The following is a 17,884-nucleotide window of genomic DNA, read 5'->3' as shown; positions in this document are numbered from 1 at the left end:
TCATACATGATATAATGAACGCAAAATTATTTGCTCGCAAGAATGCTGATTTTGCGGAATGCATAGAATGTGCGAAGCACATGATATAATGAACGCAAAATTATTTGCTCGCAAGGATGCTGATTTTGCGAAATGCATAGAATGTGCGAAGCACATGATATAATGAACGCAAAATTATTTGCTTGCAAGAATGCTGATTTTGCGAAATGCATAGAATGTGCAAAGCACATGATATACGGATAAAAATCCGTCTACCTTATGCTGTAAAAAAGTCCCGGAGATAGACTCCCCGGGACTCCAATCTTTTACTTATCTGTTAAAACATTCAGACTGTGTAAGATTTACAGTGAGTCATGGAATGTTCTGTTGATAACGTCGAGCTGCTGCTCACGTGTAAGTGAGATAAACTTAACAGCATATCCTGATACACGGATTGTGAAGTTAGCGTACTCTGGCTTATCCGGATTCTCCATTGCATCAAGGAGCTTATCCTTACCGAATACGTTTACATTTAAGTGGTGAGCACCCTGATCGAAGTATCCGTCCATAGCGCTTACAAGCTTTTCAGCTCTTTCTTCCTCATCATGTCCGAGTGCTGATGGGTTCATTGTCTGAGTATTTGAGATACCATCTAATGACCACTCATAAGGAATCTTAGCTACTGAGTTCAGTGAAGCAAGAAGTCCTGATGTCTCTGCACCGTAACTTGGGTTAGCACCTGGTGCGAATGGTGTCCAAGCACGTCTTCCATCTGGAAGGTTACCTGTGTACTTACCATATACTACGTTTGATGTAATTGTCAGGATAGATGTTGTAGGCTCTGAATTACGATATGTGTGTCTCTTCTTGATGTCTGTAAGGAACTCATGAAGAAGCCATACACCGATGTTATCAGCTCTGTCATCATCATTACCATATTTAGGGAATTCTCCCTCGATCTCAAAGTCTTCTGCAAGACCTGTTTCTGCGTTACGAATAACCTTAACCTTAGCATACTTGATAGCTGACAGTGAGTCGATTACGTGTGAGAATCCGGCAATACCTGTTGCAAATGTACGACGTACATCTGTATCGATAAGTGCCATCTCTGCTGACTCATAGTAATACTTATCATGCATGTACTGAATCAGGTTCAGGATATTTACATAAAGTCCTGCTAACCAGTCAAGCATCTTCTTGTACTTAGCAAGAACTTCATCATAGTCAAGATACTCTGAAGTAATCGGAGCGTACTCAGGACCAACCTGCATTGGCTTGCCTGTCTTCTTATCTAAGAACTTCTCATCTTTACCACCGTTGATAGCGTAAAGGAGACACTTAGCAAGGTTTGCACGAGCTCCGAAGAACTGCATCTCTTTACCTGTCTGTGTAGCTGATACACAGCAGCAGATTGAATAGTCATCACCCCAGATAGGCTTCATAACATCATCATTCTCGTACTGGATTGAGCTTGTTCTTACTGAGATCTTAGCAGCATACTTCTTGAATGCATCCTGAAGAGCTGAAGAATAAAGAACTGTAAGGTTTGGTTCTGGAGCTGGTCCCATGTTCTCAAGAGTATGAAGGAATCTGTAGTCGTTCTTTGTAACCATTGAACGTCCGTCAACACCGATACCACCAACTTCAAGTGTAGCCCATACAGGGTCACCTGAGAACAGTTCGTTGTATGACTTAATTCTTGCGAACTTAACCATACGAAGTTTCATTGTGAAATGATCGATAAGCTCCTGAGCCTCAGCCTCTGTAAGCTTTCCGGCCTTAATATCTCTCTCAATATAAATATCAAGGAATGTTGATACACGTCCAACTGACATAGCAGCACCATTCTGTGTCTTGATAGCTGAAAGATATCCGAAGTATAACCACTGGATAGCTTCCTTAGCGTTTGAAGCTGGCTTAGAAATATCATAACCATATGACTGAGCCATAACCTTCATCTCCTGCAGACGTCTGATCTGTTCTGCAAGTTCTTCTCTCTGACGGATAACATCATCAAACATGTTACCATCGCCACAGTTAGCCTTATCTTCCTCTTTCCAAGCGATCAGCTGATCGATACCGTAAAGAGCAACTCTTCTGTAGTCACCTACGATACGTCCACGTCCATAAGTATCAGGAAGACCTGTTACGATATGTGTATGACGTGCAGCTTTCATCTCTGGTGTATAGGCATCAAATACTGCCTGGTTATGTGTCTTGTGATAATCTGTGAAGATCTTGTGGAAGTTCTCGTTTGGCTTGTAACCATACATTTCCAGAGCTTCCTCAGCCATCTTAATACCACCATAAGGCATGAATGCTCTCTTAAGTGGTTCATCTGTCTGAAGACCAACAACCTGCTCAAGGTCCTTTGTCTCAGGATCAATATATCCAGGGCCGTATGCTGTGATGCTTGATACAACATCAGCATCCTCCTTTAATACACCGCCGTTATCTCTTTCTGCTTTCTGAAGAGCCTGAAGCTTGTCCCAGAGCTTGTTAGTAGCATCTGTTGGTCCGGCAAGGAAGCTCTCATCTCCGTTGTACATTGTGTAGTTGTTCTGGATGAAGTCTCTGACATTGCATTCTTCTTTCCAGAGTCTACCTGTGAATGAATCCCATTCCTGGTTCTGTAACATAATAATTTTTTCTCCTTTCAATTTTATATTATGTGAATATATAATACACTCTAAGGGTATTATACAGAATCTTTTTTTATAATTCAACAATCCTTATCATTTTTATTGTATTTCTTTTCGTACATTCGACTGTTTTTACATAAAATACACAGAAATGTTTTGACTGTTTTGAATGTTTACAATATAATCTGCTTTAATTTTTTCAAATTCGTCTCCGGAAGCAGAAATGTACTTTTAATCGTCTCAAAATCCACCCCCTTCGGTGAAATATTGGAATGTATATAACAGGTGTCAAAACCCACAGCAGCCGCACCCTCGATATCACATTTCGGATCATTTCCTATCATGAGTGTCTCTTTCGGATTCAGTCCCTGATCCCTGATCATAATACGGTAAAACTTCTCATCCGGTTTCTTGCAGGAATAGTCCGAAGATATATATACGGAGTCAAAACAATCGTAAATATGAAGCGCTCGCATCTCATATTCTGTAAAGATCCGTTGTGCATTGGATAACAAATATAAGCATGCCCCCCGCTGTTTTAATTCATCAAGTAATTCTCCGACTCCATCATACAGCCTTATGTATTCCGTTGTCAGCACACGGAAAAACTGACCGGCGTAGATTGCCAACATATGATCCGGCTTTGTATTTTTCCGGAGGAACAATTTACGAAATACATTCTCAATCTGTATCTCCGGATACATCTCATGTTTGTCTCCCTGCAGTACACCTTCCATCTCGTTTATGATTGCATCGTATGCAATTCTTAGCTCTTCTCCGGTATAATCCGCTCCATAATAATTATAAAAATATGCCAATCGCTCCCATACCGCCGGAGCTTCTTCATCTGTATGAATATCGACTAAAGTTCCATACAGATCAAATACATAATTTTTATATTTCATAACTTCATACCTCTGTTTCCGTGCATTCTACATCTGCTTACTATTATTATTTCAGGTTTAAATATATATCTTATACTGATAATCTGCTTAATTTTTTTGCTGCTTAATTCTTTTGCTACTTAATTCTTTTGCTGCTCATCCTTAACAGCTTTTTTCTTTATCTGCTCTGCTATTTCCCGAACGGCTGCCTCTTCTTCCTCTTTTGCAATCTTCTTTGCATAAGAGATCGTATGGATCAGATTCACCAGCAGCATGACCGCAAGCGGAATAATGATGATCGGTATAAATATCAACGAATTTGATACCAGTCGAACAAGATTTTTTGTCGATTTTAAGTATATATGTCAAATATTTTAACATACTGTAAACAGAAAATCCAGTATTTTATATCAGGAATGCGTTAATTACGGCAAATAACTGCATACGTGAAAAAAGCTGCCGGAATCCATCATATATCTCCCTTTTCACCTGCATTATATCAGGCAAAACCGGTTAATAAATGACCAATTCCGACAGCTTTTTGTCTCAGCTATTGTTTCTTATAATATCCCATATAATAGTATACTGCTCATGATTCTCTGCTGTTCTTCTCTGCATCTGCAGATATCTTATCGCTATCCGATTCTTTTTTAATAAATGTCTCATTAATGAAAAAGAATCCTCCGAGACCGATTGCAACAACGCCAAAAACAATAGCAAATATATCCATACCCATTTTATTATTCTCCTTTTCTTCTTACATATTCGGTTTTCAAATGTAAGAAGTCAGGAGTTTCTTTCCGTCCTTTTTATGTATATACTCAAGCCTTCGATACCATTGAGATGCATGCACCAGTGTGCCAATCTTCACCCACCATTTTCTGGTATCACAAACGAACCCGGATAAGGTAAACAGAAATGGTAAAACCAGGATCCACAGATCAACTGTTTTCTCTGATTGAAATGATTTCAGGCTCTGCGTTTCAAACACTGTACGAAGAACGCTTCCTGTCGGAAGTATTCCTATTTCATTAATTGATGTCGTCCGGACTTCACGAAGCACAGATTTATTCTGTTCAAACCCCCGCTCCATTCTGGAACTTTCTATATCACCTATGCCAAAAACGGTGGCAGCTAATATCAATATGATACAATATATCACACATATTTGTTTCTTCTGTTGTTGAAGCATAGTTGCCACCTCACTTTCTGTAGATTTCTTTCTGCATATCCTATACTTACTGCATGCCACATAATCAACACACTTGAGAACGAATAATTCTGCGTTCATTATCTCATAAATATAACAAAATGAATATTCTTTATTTTATTCTTATCTATTTCTTAATTTCTTCGCGGAGCTGTGTTCCAAGTTTCTGAATATCTTCTTCCAGATCACCCTCCAGCTCATGCACATCTTTTTCAAGACGATCCTTAAACATCAGAAGGAAACTGATAAGAAGCAATCCGCTGGATATCCAGATAGCATGGAAGCCCAGATGTACCGACAAAACACCTCCGATTCCGGCTCCGACCGCAAAGAACAGGATCACACCGAAATAATATAATGACATTTCTAACTGCTCCGGCTTCTTTTCTCTTAAATATACAGATAAGGCCGCTGTACCACTTCTGAGATTTCCGATACACATCGTACTCGCATAAGAATGTCCGTTGACTTTTCGGAATGTCTGAACCTGCATTGCACAGGAAAAAGATACTAATACCGTTGCCAGCATGTTCCATCCTTCTGTTAAAAATCCAACAAAAAACAAAATTAAAATCTCCATCAATAAAATGGATTGTCTCCAATGAAGCTTCTTTGCGTATTTGAACCGTCCCTGTACCTGTTCTGCAAAAAACACACCAAATGCAAATGCAAACAATGGATACAGATAACGAAGTCCTGCCTGCCATTCACCCATCATAAAATGCTGACTCATCAGCACTACATTTCCTGTCTGCGCATTCGAAAACACTTCATCTCTTGTAAAATATGTATAGGCATCCTGAAATCCACCGGATAACGCCAGAAACACACTGGTAATAAACGCTTCCGACATCTGCCGTTCCGCCTGTCTGTTCTGCCCAACTTTCATCTCAATCAACTCTCCGTTCTTCTTCAAATAATATCAGACACAATATAGTTAGCAAGAACGATATGCCCTGCTTCAAAGAAAAACCGGATGTGAAACCCACACCCGGTTCTTCTTTGTCCGAAGTATATCCTGACGTTATAATGTCTCAGGTGTATCTCACGAACATATATTGTATTCTGATCATTCAGATATTATTTCTGAGGACCTGCTGCAACTAATGCCTTACCGGCTTCGTTGCTCTCATACTTAGCAAAGTTCTTGATGAATCTGTCAGCAAGATCTAATGCCTTTGTCTCCCATGCAGAAGCATCTGCATATGTGTCACGAGGATCAAGGATTGCCGGATCAACACCCGGAAGCTCTGTAGGTACTTCAAAGTTGAAGTAAGGGATCTTCTTTGTAGGAGCTGAAAGGATAGCACCGCTAAGGATAGCATCGATGATACCTCTTGTATCCTTGATTGAGATACGCTTGCCTGTTCCGTTCCATCCTGTATTTACAAGATAAGCCTTAGCTCCGCTCTTCTCCATCTTCTTAACAAGCTCTTCAGCATACTTTGTAGGATGTAACTCAAGGAATGCCTGTCCGAAACATGCTGAGAATGTAGGTGTCGGCTCTGTGATTCCACGCTCTGTACCGGCAAGCTTAGCTGTGAAGCCTGACAGGAAGTAGTACTGTGTCTGCTCTGGTGTCAGAATAGATACCGGAGGAAGTACTCCGAATGCATCTGCTGAAAGGAAGATAACATTCTTTGCTGCAGGAGCTGATGAAATAGGACGAACGATGTTCTTAATATGATCGATTGGATAAGATACACGAGTATTCTCTGTAACGCTCTTATCTGTGAAGTCGATCTTACCATTTGCATCTACTGTTACGTTCTCAAGAAGAGCATCTCTTCTGATCGCATTATAGATATCTGGCTCTGAATCCTTATCAAGGTCGATAACCTTTGCGTAGCAGCCACCTTCGAAGTTGAATACGCCGTTGTCATCCCAGCCGTGCTCATCATCACCGATCAGGAGACGCTTAGGATCTGTTGAAAGTGTTGTCTTACCTGTTCCTGAAAGACCGAAGAAGATAGCTGTGTTCTCACCGTTCATATCTGTGTTTGCTGAACAGTGCATAGCTGCCATTCCCTTAAGTGGAAGGTAGTAGTTCATCATTGAGAACATACCCTTCTTCATCTCTCCGCCGTACCATGTATTGATGATAACCTGCTCATGGCTTGTGATGTTGAATGCTACACATGTCTCTGAGTTAAGACCAAGTTCTTTATAGTTTTCTACTTTAGCCTTTGATGCGTTGTAAACAACGAAATCCGGCTCGAAGTTCTCAAGTTCTTCAGCAGTTGGCTTGATGAACATATTTGTTACAAAATGTGCCTGCCAAGCTACTTCTACGATAAAACGGATAGCCATACGAGTATCAGCGTTTGCTCCACAGAAAGCATCAACTACAAATAATTTCTTATTTGAAAGTTCCTTCTTTGCAATATCCTTAACGGATGCCCATGTCTCTTCTGTCATTGGATGATTATCGTTCTTGTAACCATCTGTTGTCCACCATACAGTGCCCTTTGAATTCTCATCAACAACAATATACTTATCTTTAGGTGAACGTCCTGTATAAATACCTGTCATTACATTAACAGCGCCAAGCTCTGTTTCCTGTCCTTTTTCATATCCTTCAAGAGTAGATTTAGTCTCTTCCTCGAAAAGTGTTTCATATGAAGGGTTGTAAACGATCTCTGTAGTTCCGGTAATGCCATACTTGCTTAAATCAATATTTTTCATTGTACACAAATCCTCTTTTCTTTCTAAGTATTATTCTATGGAGGTTAGTTTGTACTACCAACTTCCACAGCCAATTTGTATTATAGCCATCCCTAATCAAAAAGTAAAGAAAATCTTTACCGGATATGACTTTTTTACAATTTTTTTATAATCATCACGCCTGTATTTTATAATTTATATTTGTTTTAGAAACACAGACAGATTGCATAGACAAGTGCCGCCATGATCCATGCAACAACACACTGTCCGACCACAACTACCAGTGCCCATTTGCTTCCAAGTTCCCGTTTTACGGAAGAAACGGCTGCTACACATGGAGTATACAGCAGACAGAATATCAACAATGACAGAGCGGATGCCGGTGTCAGGATCTTATGGATAACATCCATGCTTCCGGTCAGCACAGACAATGTTGATACTACACTCTCCTTGGCCATAAATCCGGATATCAGTGCCGTCGATATCCGCCAGTCTCCGAAACCAAGCGGTGCAAATACCGGTGCGATCAATCCTGCGACAACTGCAAGGATACTGTTCTGTGAATCTGCCGTCAGGTTAAAGTGCAAATCAAAGCTCTGTAAGAACCAGATCACGATCGTTGCCACAAAGATAACCGTAAATGCCCGCTGTAAGAAATCCTTTGCCTTTTCCCATAATAACTGCAATACATTTTTCAATGCCGGCATTCTGTAGTTTGGAAGCTCCATAACAAACGGAACTGCCTCACCCTTGAATAATGTCTTTCTGATAATAAGCGCCACAAGGATTCCTATCAGTATTCCCACAACATACAACCCAACCATAACAAGTGCTTTATACTTTGGGAAAAACGCTGTTGCAAAGAATGCATAGATCGGAAGCTTTGCAGAACAGCTCATAAACGGGGTCAACAGGATCGTCATCTTACGATCACGCTCCGACGGAAGGGTACGGCTCGCCATAATGCCGGGAACCGTACAGCCGAAGCCAACCAGCATCGGCACAATACTTCTTCCGGATAACCCAATCTTTCTGAGTGGTTTGTCCATGACGAAAGCAACACGAGCCATATATCCACTGTCTTCCAATAACGAAAGAAATAAGAACAGCACCACTATGATCGGAAGAAAACTCAGCACACTTCCAACTCCCTTAAAGATACCATCGATCACAAGTGAATGAAGCACCGTGTTCACCGACCATGCAGTCAGAAGCTGATCCATCTGCGCTGTCAGATAATCAATCCCTTTCCCCAGCAGATTCTGAAGTACCGCTCCGATCACATTAAAGGTCAGAAAGAAGACCGCTCCCATGATCAATATAAAGGTCGGTATCGCGGTATACTTTCCCGTAAGAACCGCATCGATCCTCCGGCTTCTGATACGTTCCTTACTCTCTGCCGGTTTGACAACCGTTTGTCTGCAGATCCGCTGTATAAAATCGAACCGCATGTCTGCAATTGCTGCTGCACGATCAATTCCACGTTCTTCTTCCATCTGGCTTACAATGTGTTCTATCATCTCTGTCTCATTCTGTTCAAGATGCAGAGATTTTTCCATCTCTGCATCCCCTTCTGCCACCTTCGCCGCAGCAAAACGAACCGGGATTCCCGCATTCTCTGCATGGTCTTCGATCAGATGCATGATTCCATGCAGGCACCGGTGCACCGAACCACCATGATCTTCCGGATCACAGAAATCCTGTCTGCCCGGTCTCTCCTGATATCTGGCGACATGAACTGCATGTTCGATCAATTCATCTACACCCTGATTCTTGATCGCAGAGATTGGAATAACCGGAATTCCAAGCATACTTTCCAGCTGGTTAATACGGATTGATCCTCCGTTCTCACGAACTTCATCCATCATATTCAGTGCCAGCACCATCGGTATATCAAGCTCCATCAGTTGCATCGTCAGATAGAGATTTCTCTCAATATTGGTTGCATCCACGATATTGATTATGCCCTTTGGTTTTTCATCGAATACAAACTGTCTGGTTACAATTTCTTCGCTGCTGTACGGCGAGAGAGAATATACACCCGGAAGGTCAGTTACTCTTGTGTCCGGATATCCTTTGATCATTCCCTCTTTCCGATCAACCGTTACTCCGGGGAAATTACCTACATGCTGATTCGAGCCTGTCAACTGGTTAAATAATGTCGTCTTGCCACAGTTCTGGTTACCAACCAGAGCAAAGGTCAGGATCTCATTCTTCGGCAGCGGATGTTCATCTGCTTTCACATGATATTTTCCGCCTTCGCCAAGTCCCGGATGCTCTACTAAAGCTTTATCCTTTTTGTTATCTTTCCTATGTTCGTCTTCATCTGATTTTTTATCTGATACCTCGATCTGCTCAGCATCCGCCAGTCGGAGCGTCAGTTCATAATCATGAATACGAATTTCAAGAGGATCGCCCATTGGTGCATATTTGATCAGTTTAACCTCAATACCGGGTATCACGCCCATGTCAAGGAAATGCTGTCTCAGTGCTCCATCACCGCCAACTGTACAGATGGTTGCGGACTGTCCCTCTTTCAAATCTTTGATCGTCATTTGTATCGCCTCTTAACTCTTTATAATAAATATTTATCAATTGCTTCTGCACATCCATCATGGTCACAGTCATTGACAACAACCGCAGCAACTGCTTTTACATGTTCATTTGCATTTCCGACCGCAATCGCTAATCCTGCAGTTTCCAATATATTCAGATCGTTGTCTGCATCACCGACCGCGATCGTCTCTTCAGGTTCAACACCCAGGTGCTCACACAGCCGGAGCAGCCCGGTTCCTTTGGTAACTCCTGTCGCCGAACATTCCAAAGCGGTCTTCTCTGCATCCGCAAGAACAAGATTCAGTCCGGCAAGTCTCTTTCTGGTTCTCTCCCTGCCTTCTGTTGTCGCATGATACAGATTCAGCTTCGGGACCTCAAATGGATGTTCCTTATAATATTCATAGATATCATCGACCTGTGTTGTAACCTTCTCATACATTGGCCGATAGACGCCCATCCCAAAGCGTTCCATCTGGGGTATGTCCTTTTTCTGCACTATGGATTCGATTGCAAGCAGATGCACCATAAGATCTTCTTTTTTACTTTCTGCCAGAATCTTTTCTGCCAGTTCAATAGAGATTGAATTCGAATACAGGATCTTTTCCTCTTTTACATCATACAGGATCGCGCCGCTGGAGCAGACAACATAACGCAGCCTCGGAATCCGCTTAAAATATTCCCGAAGCTCTGCCACACATCTTCCGGTTGAAAGGATCACTTCCTTTCCTGCATCAAATGCACGATTGATTGCTTCCAAAGTATGTTCTGATATCTGTTTCCGTGAATTCAGCAATGTTCCATCCATATCGAATGCAATTAATTTGTATTTACTCATGTATATCTCCTGTCGTCTTATTGATAATTTTTATCTATAAGTCTCTCTATATATACAACATTTCAGTCCGAATGTAAATCAAAACAACAAAAAAGGACACCCTCGTGGCCCGGATGTCCCATGCTATAGCATTTTTTTGATTAAATAAATTATTTAACCTTGATTGTTACTGTCTTTGTATAAGCTGAGTAGTTCTTAGTCTTAGCAACCTTAACTGTTACCTTATAAGTACCTTTCTTGATACCCTTTGATAATGTAATCTTGCCATTCTTAACCTTGATCTTCTTGCTGCTTGCTGTATAAGTAACTTTAGCCTTTCCCTTTACACCTGTTGCTTTGAATGTGTAAGATTTGCCTTTCTTCTTGAAAGTCTTAGCCTTTGTTGCCTTATACTTGTTTGTAACCTTTACATTCTTCTGCTTTGCTTTCTTGATTGTATAAGAAGATGTTACAGATCCACTGTACTTACCTGTACCTTTAATAGTTACTTTATAAGTACCTGCGTTCTTTGTACTCTTCTTAGAGAAAGAAACTGTATAATCAGTACCTTCCTTTAATGTTACAGTCTTGCCATCTGCGTTCTTATAAGTCACTGTTTTAACACTAGGCTTCTGTGACTTATTATTAAATGTAAAGGATTTCTTTGAAAGAACAATTGTTGTATTGCCCTTTAAAGAAGCCTTACTAGGAGACTCTGTTGCAGCCATTGCTGTACAAGGAATCATCAGAGCGATCACCATGATAATAGCGATCAGTTTCTTTAAATTCTTCATGTTTTATCTCTCCTTCCTACCACATTTTGGATAAAGGTGTTTTCTCCCATTGTTGATAAATACTATCCTTTGTCGGAATCAAACACATATATGATAAAACAACTGTATGCCACGTACCAGTTGATTCACCCAAGCTTTTCATTTTATTTTTCCTTTTTACCGGAATATTTTTTTTCGCCATAACCGTAGCCATAGCCATAATCCTTGCCATACTTTCCGTAATAACTCTTATATGCTCTTCCCGATGCCTCAACACGGTTTAGTATAACACCCAATAATCTGCAATTCACCTGCTCTAACTGCTGCATGGACTGGCGAATCACATTTCTTGATGTCTCGCCGCTTCTGACAACCAAAACGGCTCCATCACAAAGGGATGCAACCTGTGCTGCATCTGCCACACTTCCAAGAGGCGGTGAATCTATAATAACATATCTGTATTGTTCTGCCAGCTTATCTAAAAGCTCCGCAAACCGGGCATCCTCTAATAATGCAGATGGATTCTCTAACAGGTTGCAGCACGGAACAATATATGCATTCGGAATATTTGTCTCATATACAACATCTTCATACTCGGCCTGTCCCGACAGGTAATAACCGAGATCCTTGATCTCCGACTCAGACTTCATATTGTGTCTTCCTTTGATCACAGACTTTCTGAGATCCACATCCAGGAATACGGTCGGGAATCCTGCCTCTGCCATCATCTTCCAGAGATTGATGGAGATTGTGCTCTTTCCCTCATTCGGAAGACTGCTTGTGATCAGAAGCTTCTTAGTATTCTTCCCACAGAATTTGATATTAATTCTAAGTCGGTTCATTGCTTCTTCTATTGCATATGGCATTTCATTAAAATCTATACTGAGTTTTTTCATTTGCTTCTTCCTTTCAGACCGGATTTTGCCTTATCTTTATCTGTTGCTGAATCTCCCTGATTGAACTGATCACTCTCAGGAATGGAGGTCAGCGGAACGATTCCAAAATACTTCTCCATATCTGAAGCGGTATGGATCGTATCATCTAACAGATATCTGATAATGATAACCAGACAATATAGGAATGCTCCGAGCAAAGCTCCGATCAATGTGAATTTCAGGTAACTCGGTCCTGCTTTCTCATCCGGTATTCGTGCAACCTGTGCAATATTAGGTGCATTGGTACTCATAGTCTCAGGCAGATACTTAACCGAAATTTCCGCAAGTGTATTTGCAATGTTCATTGCTTCTTCAGGATCTGTACTGGTAACTGTAATCTTCAATACACGGGTATCCGTTGGGTTCTCTAATGTGATCATATCTGCAAGCTGTTCATAATCATAACTAAGATCCAGCTTTGCAATTACCTGCTCTAATAACGGATAACTGAGCATCAGGTCTTCGTAGTCTTTTGTAAGAGATGTACCAATATTCAAATCAGACAGATTAACAACAGAATCCTCTGACGCTGATACAACATACAACTTTGCTGTAGACTGATATGTCGGTTTGATCAGAAAATAAGCACATGCATTTAACAAAACTGCTCCGAGCAGAAATGAGAGAACGATAAAATGGAGCTTATCCATCAATGCATATCCAAGATCGACCAGATCGATCTCTTTATCGTCTTCTTCCGCCTGAACAACTCTGATATAGTTGTTTTTTTCTTCTTTTGCTGTATCCGATTCCGATACTCTCTTGTTCTCTGTACTCATATTCTCCTCCGTAAAAAGTAAAACTACTTTTTATTCTTCGTATTCTTCGTAAAACAATTCTGCTATTGCCGCTTCCAGGCTCTGTTCGTTCGGCTCAAATGTGGCATATCCAAGTTCATCCGTTCCAACTGTACCATCAACGGAAACTTCTCCCTCATCCTTTTCCTTTGCAACCAGAAGCGCAAGCTTGCTAAATTTACTTTTATTGATGCTGGTAACCATATAGTCCTGAACGGACTCATACAGGTCTAGCGGATAGGTACTGCTCTGCTGACACTTTTCTTTGATGAGCCTTTTTAATTCAGTCATATATACAGCTTGTCTATGCATACGATTCTCATTTGTCTCATCAGCAACGCCCCATCTGTCATGAATAAATTCTTCCGCCTGTTTATCAGTCAGACAGATTGTTTCACCTTGCTTAAGATCCGGATCGATCTCGGAAAAATCATCTTCGATCGTAACCGTTACTCCACCGGCCATATGATTGATCGTACCGATAGCACCCATATTGACCGCTGCATATCCATCAATTTCCTGTCCGTGCAGATATTCGGATACAGCATCTACCGTATTCTCACAACTGGCTTCCAGTCCGTCGCCACTGGAATGCGCCAATGCAATCTGCATCTCCGTTTCTCCGAGATAAGAATTATCCAGATCAAGCGATTTTACATTTGTGATCGTATTACGATTAATCGCCATTGTCTTAAATGTTCCCGCACTGATATCACGAACCATAAGGATCAGTACATCATTCTGATGTCCTCCGTCATAATCCGTCACCTTTTCTACTTTATCATATGAATCTATACCCATAAACAGGTATGTCTCTATATTCTTCTTCGGAACATATTTCTTACCATTTAGCGTGACCACTCCAAGCTCCGTTTCATATGCCTGCTGTGCCCGAAGCTTCTGTCTGTCAATTACACGAAATACCATCGCCAATACGATACAGAATGCTGCAACAGCCACTATGGTAATCATCAGTTTTTTATATAATTTTCTTTTTTCCTGTCTGCTGTGAATCACTCGTGACATCTCAAACCACCCTTAAAACAGACTGCTTATCAGATCAGATCCACCTGTCGGAAATGCTTTTTCACATATAATCAATGCAATAAGTATCATAAATAAAACTACACTTATTATAATTGCAACTTTTTTCGACATAATCGATATCCTCCGTATTACTCTGTCACCTGAAATCTTATCCTTCGGCTGTTATTCCTGCATTTTATCATTCTTGATCTGCTGCAGCAAATCCACTCCATATTCATCCAAGCGTCTGATACAGGCTTCGCCTGCTTTTTTTCCCAAGATCTGTCGTCCCTCCATCAGATTCGGCGGACGATGATGAATTCCGTGGCAATCACTTCCTAAAATATGTGCCTGTCCTCTTTTGAACATCTTTATCAACGTATGTGACTGTTTCCAGTCCGATAAGCTCTCTGCATTGATCTGTATCGTTACCGGAAGTGACATCAGTTCTTCTATGTATTCTTTATTTCCTGCCGTTTTCATAAAACGTTCCAGATGCGCAATGATCAGCGAAAACTTTCTCTCCTCGATCAGATTTCTTACCTGATCTATATCCTTCTGTCTCCACATTCGGAAAGGCATCTCTAATAACATAATCCTCGAACCGTTAATTGTCAACCGATCTATCTTCTCGGCCTGATCCATTCCCTCAAAAAAGGCGACCTCCGCACCCAGTAAGATCTGTGGAGTGTCTTTACCCAATTGATCTTCTATCTTCTGATATGCTCCGAGCCTTTTCTCTGTAAATCGTTCGATACGGTCACAATCTGCATAAAAATGTGGCGTTGCGATCATGATGTCAACACCCGCTGCCTTACTTCGGCGAAGCATCTCTATCGATGTCTCTACATTCTTACTTCCATCATCTATACCGGGAAGAATATGAGAATGAAAATCTATCACTTTCATTATGGGACTCTGACCTTTCTATTTAAAATAAATAACACGGGATACTGTTTTTATAAAACAGTGGCAACAGATAATACAGTTAACATCCTGCTGTATCAATAGAATCTAGGTTATCAAACCTTTTATAATATCCTGTCACCCCACAAACGTACCAACTGCGTTCGTTTTTCTCAACAGTGATTATGCCACAGTGGGCTTCTAATGTAAAGATGTCGAATATAATTTCTGCATTTTTATATTAAAAGCCCCTATCATCCATTTATTTTTCGTCATTTTACCGAGTTTATTTTTTATGTCTTAATTCCTTTACAGCTCCGGAAAGCTTAATCGGATTACCATATCGGAGTGTTGAATTACGGAAGATCTTACCTCCCAGAACACCCATACCGATCACCGATATATATAAAATTATTGCTGATATAACAACTTCCCATGTTGCTACATCTCCCATCGCAACTCTTGCAAACATTGCACTGTAAGAACTGATTGGAAGATAAGAGCAAATCTTGATAACCAGGCCATCGACATTTGTCAGGTTCATAAGTACAACGAAATATACGATCATTACAATCATCTGCGCCGTACCGGCTGATTTGTTCAGATCCTCGATCTTAGATACCAGTGCTCCCAGTGCCCCATACATAAATGCATAGAACAGGAATCCACCAAGACCGAATACCGCAAATGCGATCAGAACATCAGATGGGATATTTAATACGGCCCCCATAAATCCGCCCCAGTATTCCTTATTAAAGTTATATGAGATCAGCAGGGCTGCCATGATAAGCCCTACCTGAAAGAACGTAGCAACTGTTCCGGCAAATACCTTTCCGAATAAGATATCTCTGGAGTTCGTTGTCGTTACCAGAATCTCGATCGAGCGGTTGCTCTTTTCATTTGCCACACCGGTTGCAATCGACATTCCATACATAACGATCAGCATGAAGATCACGATAACCAGAATATAACAATACCAATAATTGCTTGTGCTGTCCTTACCGAGGATAACTTCTTTTGCCTGGATATCTGCATAATCAAGACTCATAAGTTCATCAAAATCCAGATCATGTGCTTCACTGTACTGTTTCTTGGCAAGCATGGACAGATAACTGTCAAAGGCACCGGTGTAATCATCAAACACGCCTTTGTTATAAACATAATATGTATATTCTGACGTACTATAAACTACATAACCAAGTTCCGCATCTTCACTTTTAACCAGCGACTCTACTTCTGCTGCATCCTTACATTTCTGTAGCTTGACATCCGGATATACCTGCGCCAGCAAGCCTTCATCCATAATACCGGATGCATCATAGTATGCATATACGGATTCATTCTCCTGATCCGATTCGTCCTCTGCATCTGTCTCTTTATCAGATGAAAGGCTTCCACTTGTAAATGATTCCTTAATTCTCGGTGCGAACATGATGCCTACACAAAGAAGTGCCAGTAAGATTGTTGAAATCAGATAGGATTTACTGCCAAAATAATTACCCAGTTCAAACTTTAATATTGTACCAATCTTTTTCATATATCTTAACCTCTCTTTCCAAACAGACCCTTTTTCTGCTTTGGTTCAAATTCAGAAAAAGAAGTTCCGATATTATTTTTTTCTTTTATTTCTTCCGGTGTCTCCTCATCTCCGACTACCGATACAAATATATCATTCAGGGAAGGCTCATAGACACCATAACTTCTAAGCCTGATTCCCAGCTCTTTAAAACGGGAGAGCACCTGCCATTCATCCTGTTCCGACAGGATCTGTATCACAACATGATGCTTGTTATGACTGATCACCTGTACCTGATCTGCAAACTTATCACGAAGAACTTGTTCCAGTTCTTCCGATTCCATTCCGACAGCCGCAACTGCTTTGTGACCTTCTCCGTATTCTTCCTTAATCTTGTCAAGGTTCCCTGCCAGTGCCACTTCACCATGATTGATCACTACGATATCTTCACAGAATTCTTCCACATAGCTCATCTGATGACTGGAGAAGATAACGATCTTTCCGTCTGCGATCAGTTCATTTATAACATCCTTTAAGATCTGTGAATTCACGGGATCCAGACCGGAAAATGGCTCATCTAAGATCACGATGTCAGGATCAGCTACCAATGTTGCCGCAAGCTGTACCTTCTGCTGATTCCCCTTCGATAATGTATCCAGCTTCCGATTCTCGTATTGGATCACATCCAGACGGGTCAGCCATTTCCTCATATTTTCTTCCGCCTGCTTCTTATTCATCCCACGAAGCTTTGCCAGATATACTAACTGCTCACTGATCAGACGTTTCGGGTATAAGCCACGTTCCTCCGGCAGGTATCCGACCTGCTCCGGCTGATAGACAAAGGGTTCTCCATCTAATAAGACCCGCCCCTCATCCGCATGGAAAACATCCATGATGATCCGGATCGTTGTGGTCTTACCCGCACCATTTCTTCCCAGCAGTCCGAGTGCGCTTCCACCCTCTACCGAGAAATTGATCCCGTGCAGGATCTCTGTGCCATCAAAGCTCTTTTTGATGCCCTGTAATTCTAATTTCATATCTCTCTCCTTTTTATGAACCGACATTCATATCCCTGTTATGAATGTACGATCAGTTTCAGATTGCAATTTTCATCTACTATATCATAATTCAACTCTGAAACAATCTTTAATAATCTTAATTATCGTTTGTAACGGTTCATAT

Annotated in this window: 16 protein-coding genes; all 16 read right to left on the bottom strand. The window is 41.0% G+C overall.

Features of this window, described 5'->3' with window-relative positions; all coding sequences use genetic code 11:
* Nucleotides 1-341: 341 nt before the first annotated feature.
* Entirely contained in the window at nucleotides 342-2,618 is a 2,277-nt protein-coding gene (gene pflB, locus LK416_02305) for a formate C-acetyltransferase (GenBank protein ID UEA75036.1), read from the bottom strand.
* A 176-nt stretch (nucleotides 2,619-2,794) separates the two neighbouring features.
* Entirely contained in the window at nucleotides 2,795-3,526 is a 732-nt protein-coding gene (locus LK416_02300) for an HAD family hydrolase (protein ID UEA75035.1), read from the bottom strand.
* A gap of 119 nt (nucleotides 3,527-3,645) precedes the next feature.
* Nucleotides 3,646-3,819, bottom strand: coding sequence for a hypothetical protein (locus LK416_02295; GenBank protein ID UEA75034.1), 174 nt, complete (start codon nucleotides 3,817-3,819; stop codon nucleotides 3,646-3,648).
* Nucleotides 3,820-4,094: 275 nt separating this feature from the next.
* Entirely contained in the window at nucleotides 4,095-4,241 is a 147-nt protein-coding gene (locus tag LK416_02290) for a hypothetical protein (protein ID UEA75033.1), read from the bottom strand.
* A gap of 36 nt (nucleotides 4,242-4,277) precedes the next feature.
* Nucleotides 4,278-4,697 (bottom strand): hypothetical protein, encoded by a 420-nt coding sequence (locus tag LK416_02285; protein ID UEA75032.1) that lies wholly within the window; start codon nucleotides 4,695-4,697, stop codon nucleotides 4,278-4,280.
* A 145-nt stretch (nucleotides 4,698-4,842) separates the two neighbouring features.
* Nucleotides 4,843-5,604, bottom strand: coding sequence for a DUF1275 domain-containing protein (locus LK416_02280; GenBank protein UEA75855.1), 762 nt, complete (start codon nucleotides 5,602-5,604; stop codon nucleotides 4,843-4,845).
* A 191-nt stretch (nucleotides 5,605-5,795) separates the two neighbouring features.
* Nucleotides 5,796-7,400, bottom strand: a complete 1,605-nt coding sequence (pckA, locus tag LK416_02275; GenBank protein UEA75031.1) for a phosphoenolpyruvate carboxykinase (ATP) — start codon at nucleotides 7,398-7,400, stop codon at nucleotides 5,796-5,798.
* Nucleotides 7,401-7,585: 185 nt separating this feature from the next.
* The gene (gene feoB, locus LK416_02270) at nucleotides 7,586-9,934 is read right to left on the bottom strand and encodes a ferrous iron transport protein B (GenBank protein ID UEA75030.1); all 2,349 of its coding nucleotides are present in this window, start codon (nucleotides 9,932-9,934) and stop codon (nucleotides 7,586-7,588) included.
* A 20-nt stretch (nucleotides 9,935-9,954) separates the two neighbouring features.
* A complete protein-coding gene (locus LK416_02265) occupies nucleotides 9,955-10,770 on the bottom strand; it encodes a Cof-type HAD-IIB family hydrolase (protein ID UEA75029.1) in 816 nt (271 codons plus the stop codon).
* 149 nt (nucleotides 10,771-10,919) lie between these two features.
* Nucleotides 10,920-11,543 carry a hypothetical protein gene (locus LK416_02260; protein ID UEA75028.1) on the bottom strand — a complete coding sequence of 208 codons (624 nt, stop codon included), beginning with the start codon at nucleotides 11,541-11,543 and terminating at the stop codon, nucleotides 10,920-10,922.
* A 143-nt stretch (nucleotides 11,544-11,686) separates the two neighbouring features.
* Entirely contained in the window at nucleotides 11,687-12,418 is a 732-nt protein-coding gene (locus LK416_02255; GenBank protein ID UEA75027.1) for a CpsD/CapB family tyrosine-protein kinase, read from the bottom strand.
* The gene (locus tag LK416_02250) at nucleotides 12,415-13,236 is read right to left on the bottom strand and encodes a capsular polysaccharide biosynthesis protein (protein ID UEA75026.1); all 822 of its coding nucleotides are present in this window, start codon (nucleotides 13,234-13,236) and stop codon (nucleotides 12,415-12,417) included. The genes LK416_02255 and LK416_02250 overlap by 4 nt, the downstream gene beginning before the upstream one ends.
* 30 nt (nucleotides 13,237-13,266) lie before the next feature.
* Entirely contained in the window at nucleotides 13,267-14,280 is a 1,014-nt protein-coding gene (locus tag LK416_02245) for an LCP family protein (GenBank protein UEA75025.1), read from the bottom strand.
* 183 nt (nucleotides 14,281-14,463) lie between these two features.
* The gene (locus LK416_02240) at nucleotides 14,464-15,189 is read right to left on the bottom strand and encodes a capsular polysaccharide biosynthesis protein (protein UEA75024.1); all 726 of its coding nucleotides are present in this window, start codon (nucleotides 15,187-15,189) and stop codon (nucleotides 14,464-14,466) included.
* A 283-nt stretch (nucleotides 15,190-15,472) separates the two neighbouring features.
* Nucleotides 15,473-16,723 carry an ABC transporter permease gene (locus LK416_02235; GenBank protein ID UEA75023.1) on the bottom strand — a complete coding sequence of 417 codons (1,251 nt, stop codon included), beginning with the start codon at nucleotides 16,721-16,723 and terminating at the stop codon, nucleotides 15,473-15,475.
* 5 nt (nucleotides 16,724-16,728) lie between these two features.
* Entirely contained in the window at nucleotides 16,729-17,739 is a 1,011-nt protein-coding gene (locus LK416_02230; GenBank protein ID UEA75022.1) for an ATP-binding cassette domain-containing protein, read from the bottom strand.
* Nucleotides 17,740-17,884: the final 145 nt, after the last annotated feature.

The sequence above is a fragment of the Lachnospiraceae bacterium GAM79 genome, from assembly GCA_020735665.1.
GTDB lineage: Bacteria > Bacillota > Clostridia > Lachnospirales > Lachnospiraceae > Coprococcus.
This window is presented reverse-complemented; position numbering and strand designations above follow the sequence as displayed.

What these genes read in the sequence shown, in the direction of transcription:
- LK416_02230 (UEA75022.1), bottom strand. Translation starts at nt 17,739, where the DNA reads ATGAAATTAGAATTACAGGGCATCAAAAAGAGCTTTGATGGCACAGAG.
- LK416_02285 (UEA75032.1), bottom strand. Translation starts at nt 4,697, where the DNA reads ATGCTTCAACAACAGAAGAAACAAATATGTGTGATATATTGTATCATA.
- LK416_02260 (UEA75028.1), bottom strand. Translation starts at nt 11,543, where the DNA reads ATGAAGAATTTAAAGAAACTGATCGCTATTATCATGGTGATCGCTCTG.
- LK416_02290 (UEA75033.1), bottom strand. Translation starts at nt 4,241, where the DNA reads ATGGGTATGGATATATTTGCTATTGTTTTTGGCGTTGTTGCAATCGGT.
- LK416_02255 (UEA75027.1), bottom strand. Translation starts at nt 12,418, where the DNA reads ATGAAAAAACTCAGTATAGATTTTAATGAAATGCCATATGCAATAGAA.
- LK416_02265 (UEA75029.1), bottom strand. Translation starts at nt 10,770, where the DNA reads ATGAGTAAATACAAATTAATTGCATTCGATATGGATGGAACATTGCTG.
- LK416_02250 (UEA75026.1), bottom strand. Translation starts at nt 13,236, where the DNA reads ATGAGTACAGAGAACAAGAGAGTATCGGAATCGGATACAGCAAAAGAA.
- pckA (UEA75031.1), bottom strand. Translation starts at nt 7,400, where the DNA reads ATGAAAAATATTGATTTAAGCAAGTATGGCATTACCGGAACTACAGAG.
- LK416_02280 (UEA75855.1), bottom strand. Translation starts at nt 5,604, where the DNA reads ATGAAAGTTGGGCAGAACAGACAGGCGGAACGGCAGATGTCGGAAGCG.
- LK416_02300 (UEA75035.1), bottom strand. Translation starts at nt 3,526, where the DNA reads ATGAAATATAAAAATTATGTATTTGATCTGTATGGAACTTTAGTCGAT.
- LK416_02240 (UEA75024.1), bottom strand. Translation starts at nt 15,189, where the DNA reads ATGAAAGTGATAGATTTTCATTCTCATATTCTTCCCGGTATAGATGAT.
- LK416_02235 (UEA75023.1), bottom strand. Translation starts at nt 16,723, where the DNA reads ATGAAAAAGATTGGTACAATATTAAAGTTTGAACTGGGTAATTATTTT.
- feoB (UEA75030.1), bottom strand. Translation starts at nt 9,934, where the DNA reads ATGACGATCAAAGATTTGAAAGAGGGACAGTCCGCAACCATCTGTACA.
- pflB (UEA75036.1), bottom strand. Translation starts at nt 2,618, where the DNA reads ATGTTACAGAACCAGGAATGGGATTCATTCACAGGTAGACTCTGGAAA.
- LK416_02245 (UEA75025.1), bottom strand. Translation starts at nt 14,280, where the DNA reads ATGTCACGAGTGATTCACAGCAGACAGGAAAAAAGAAAATTATATAAA.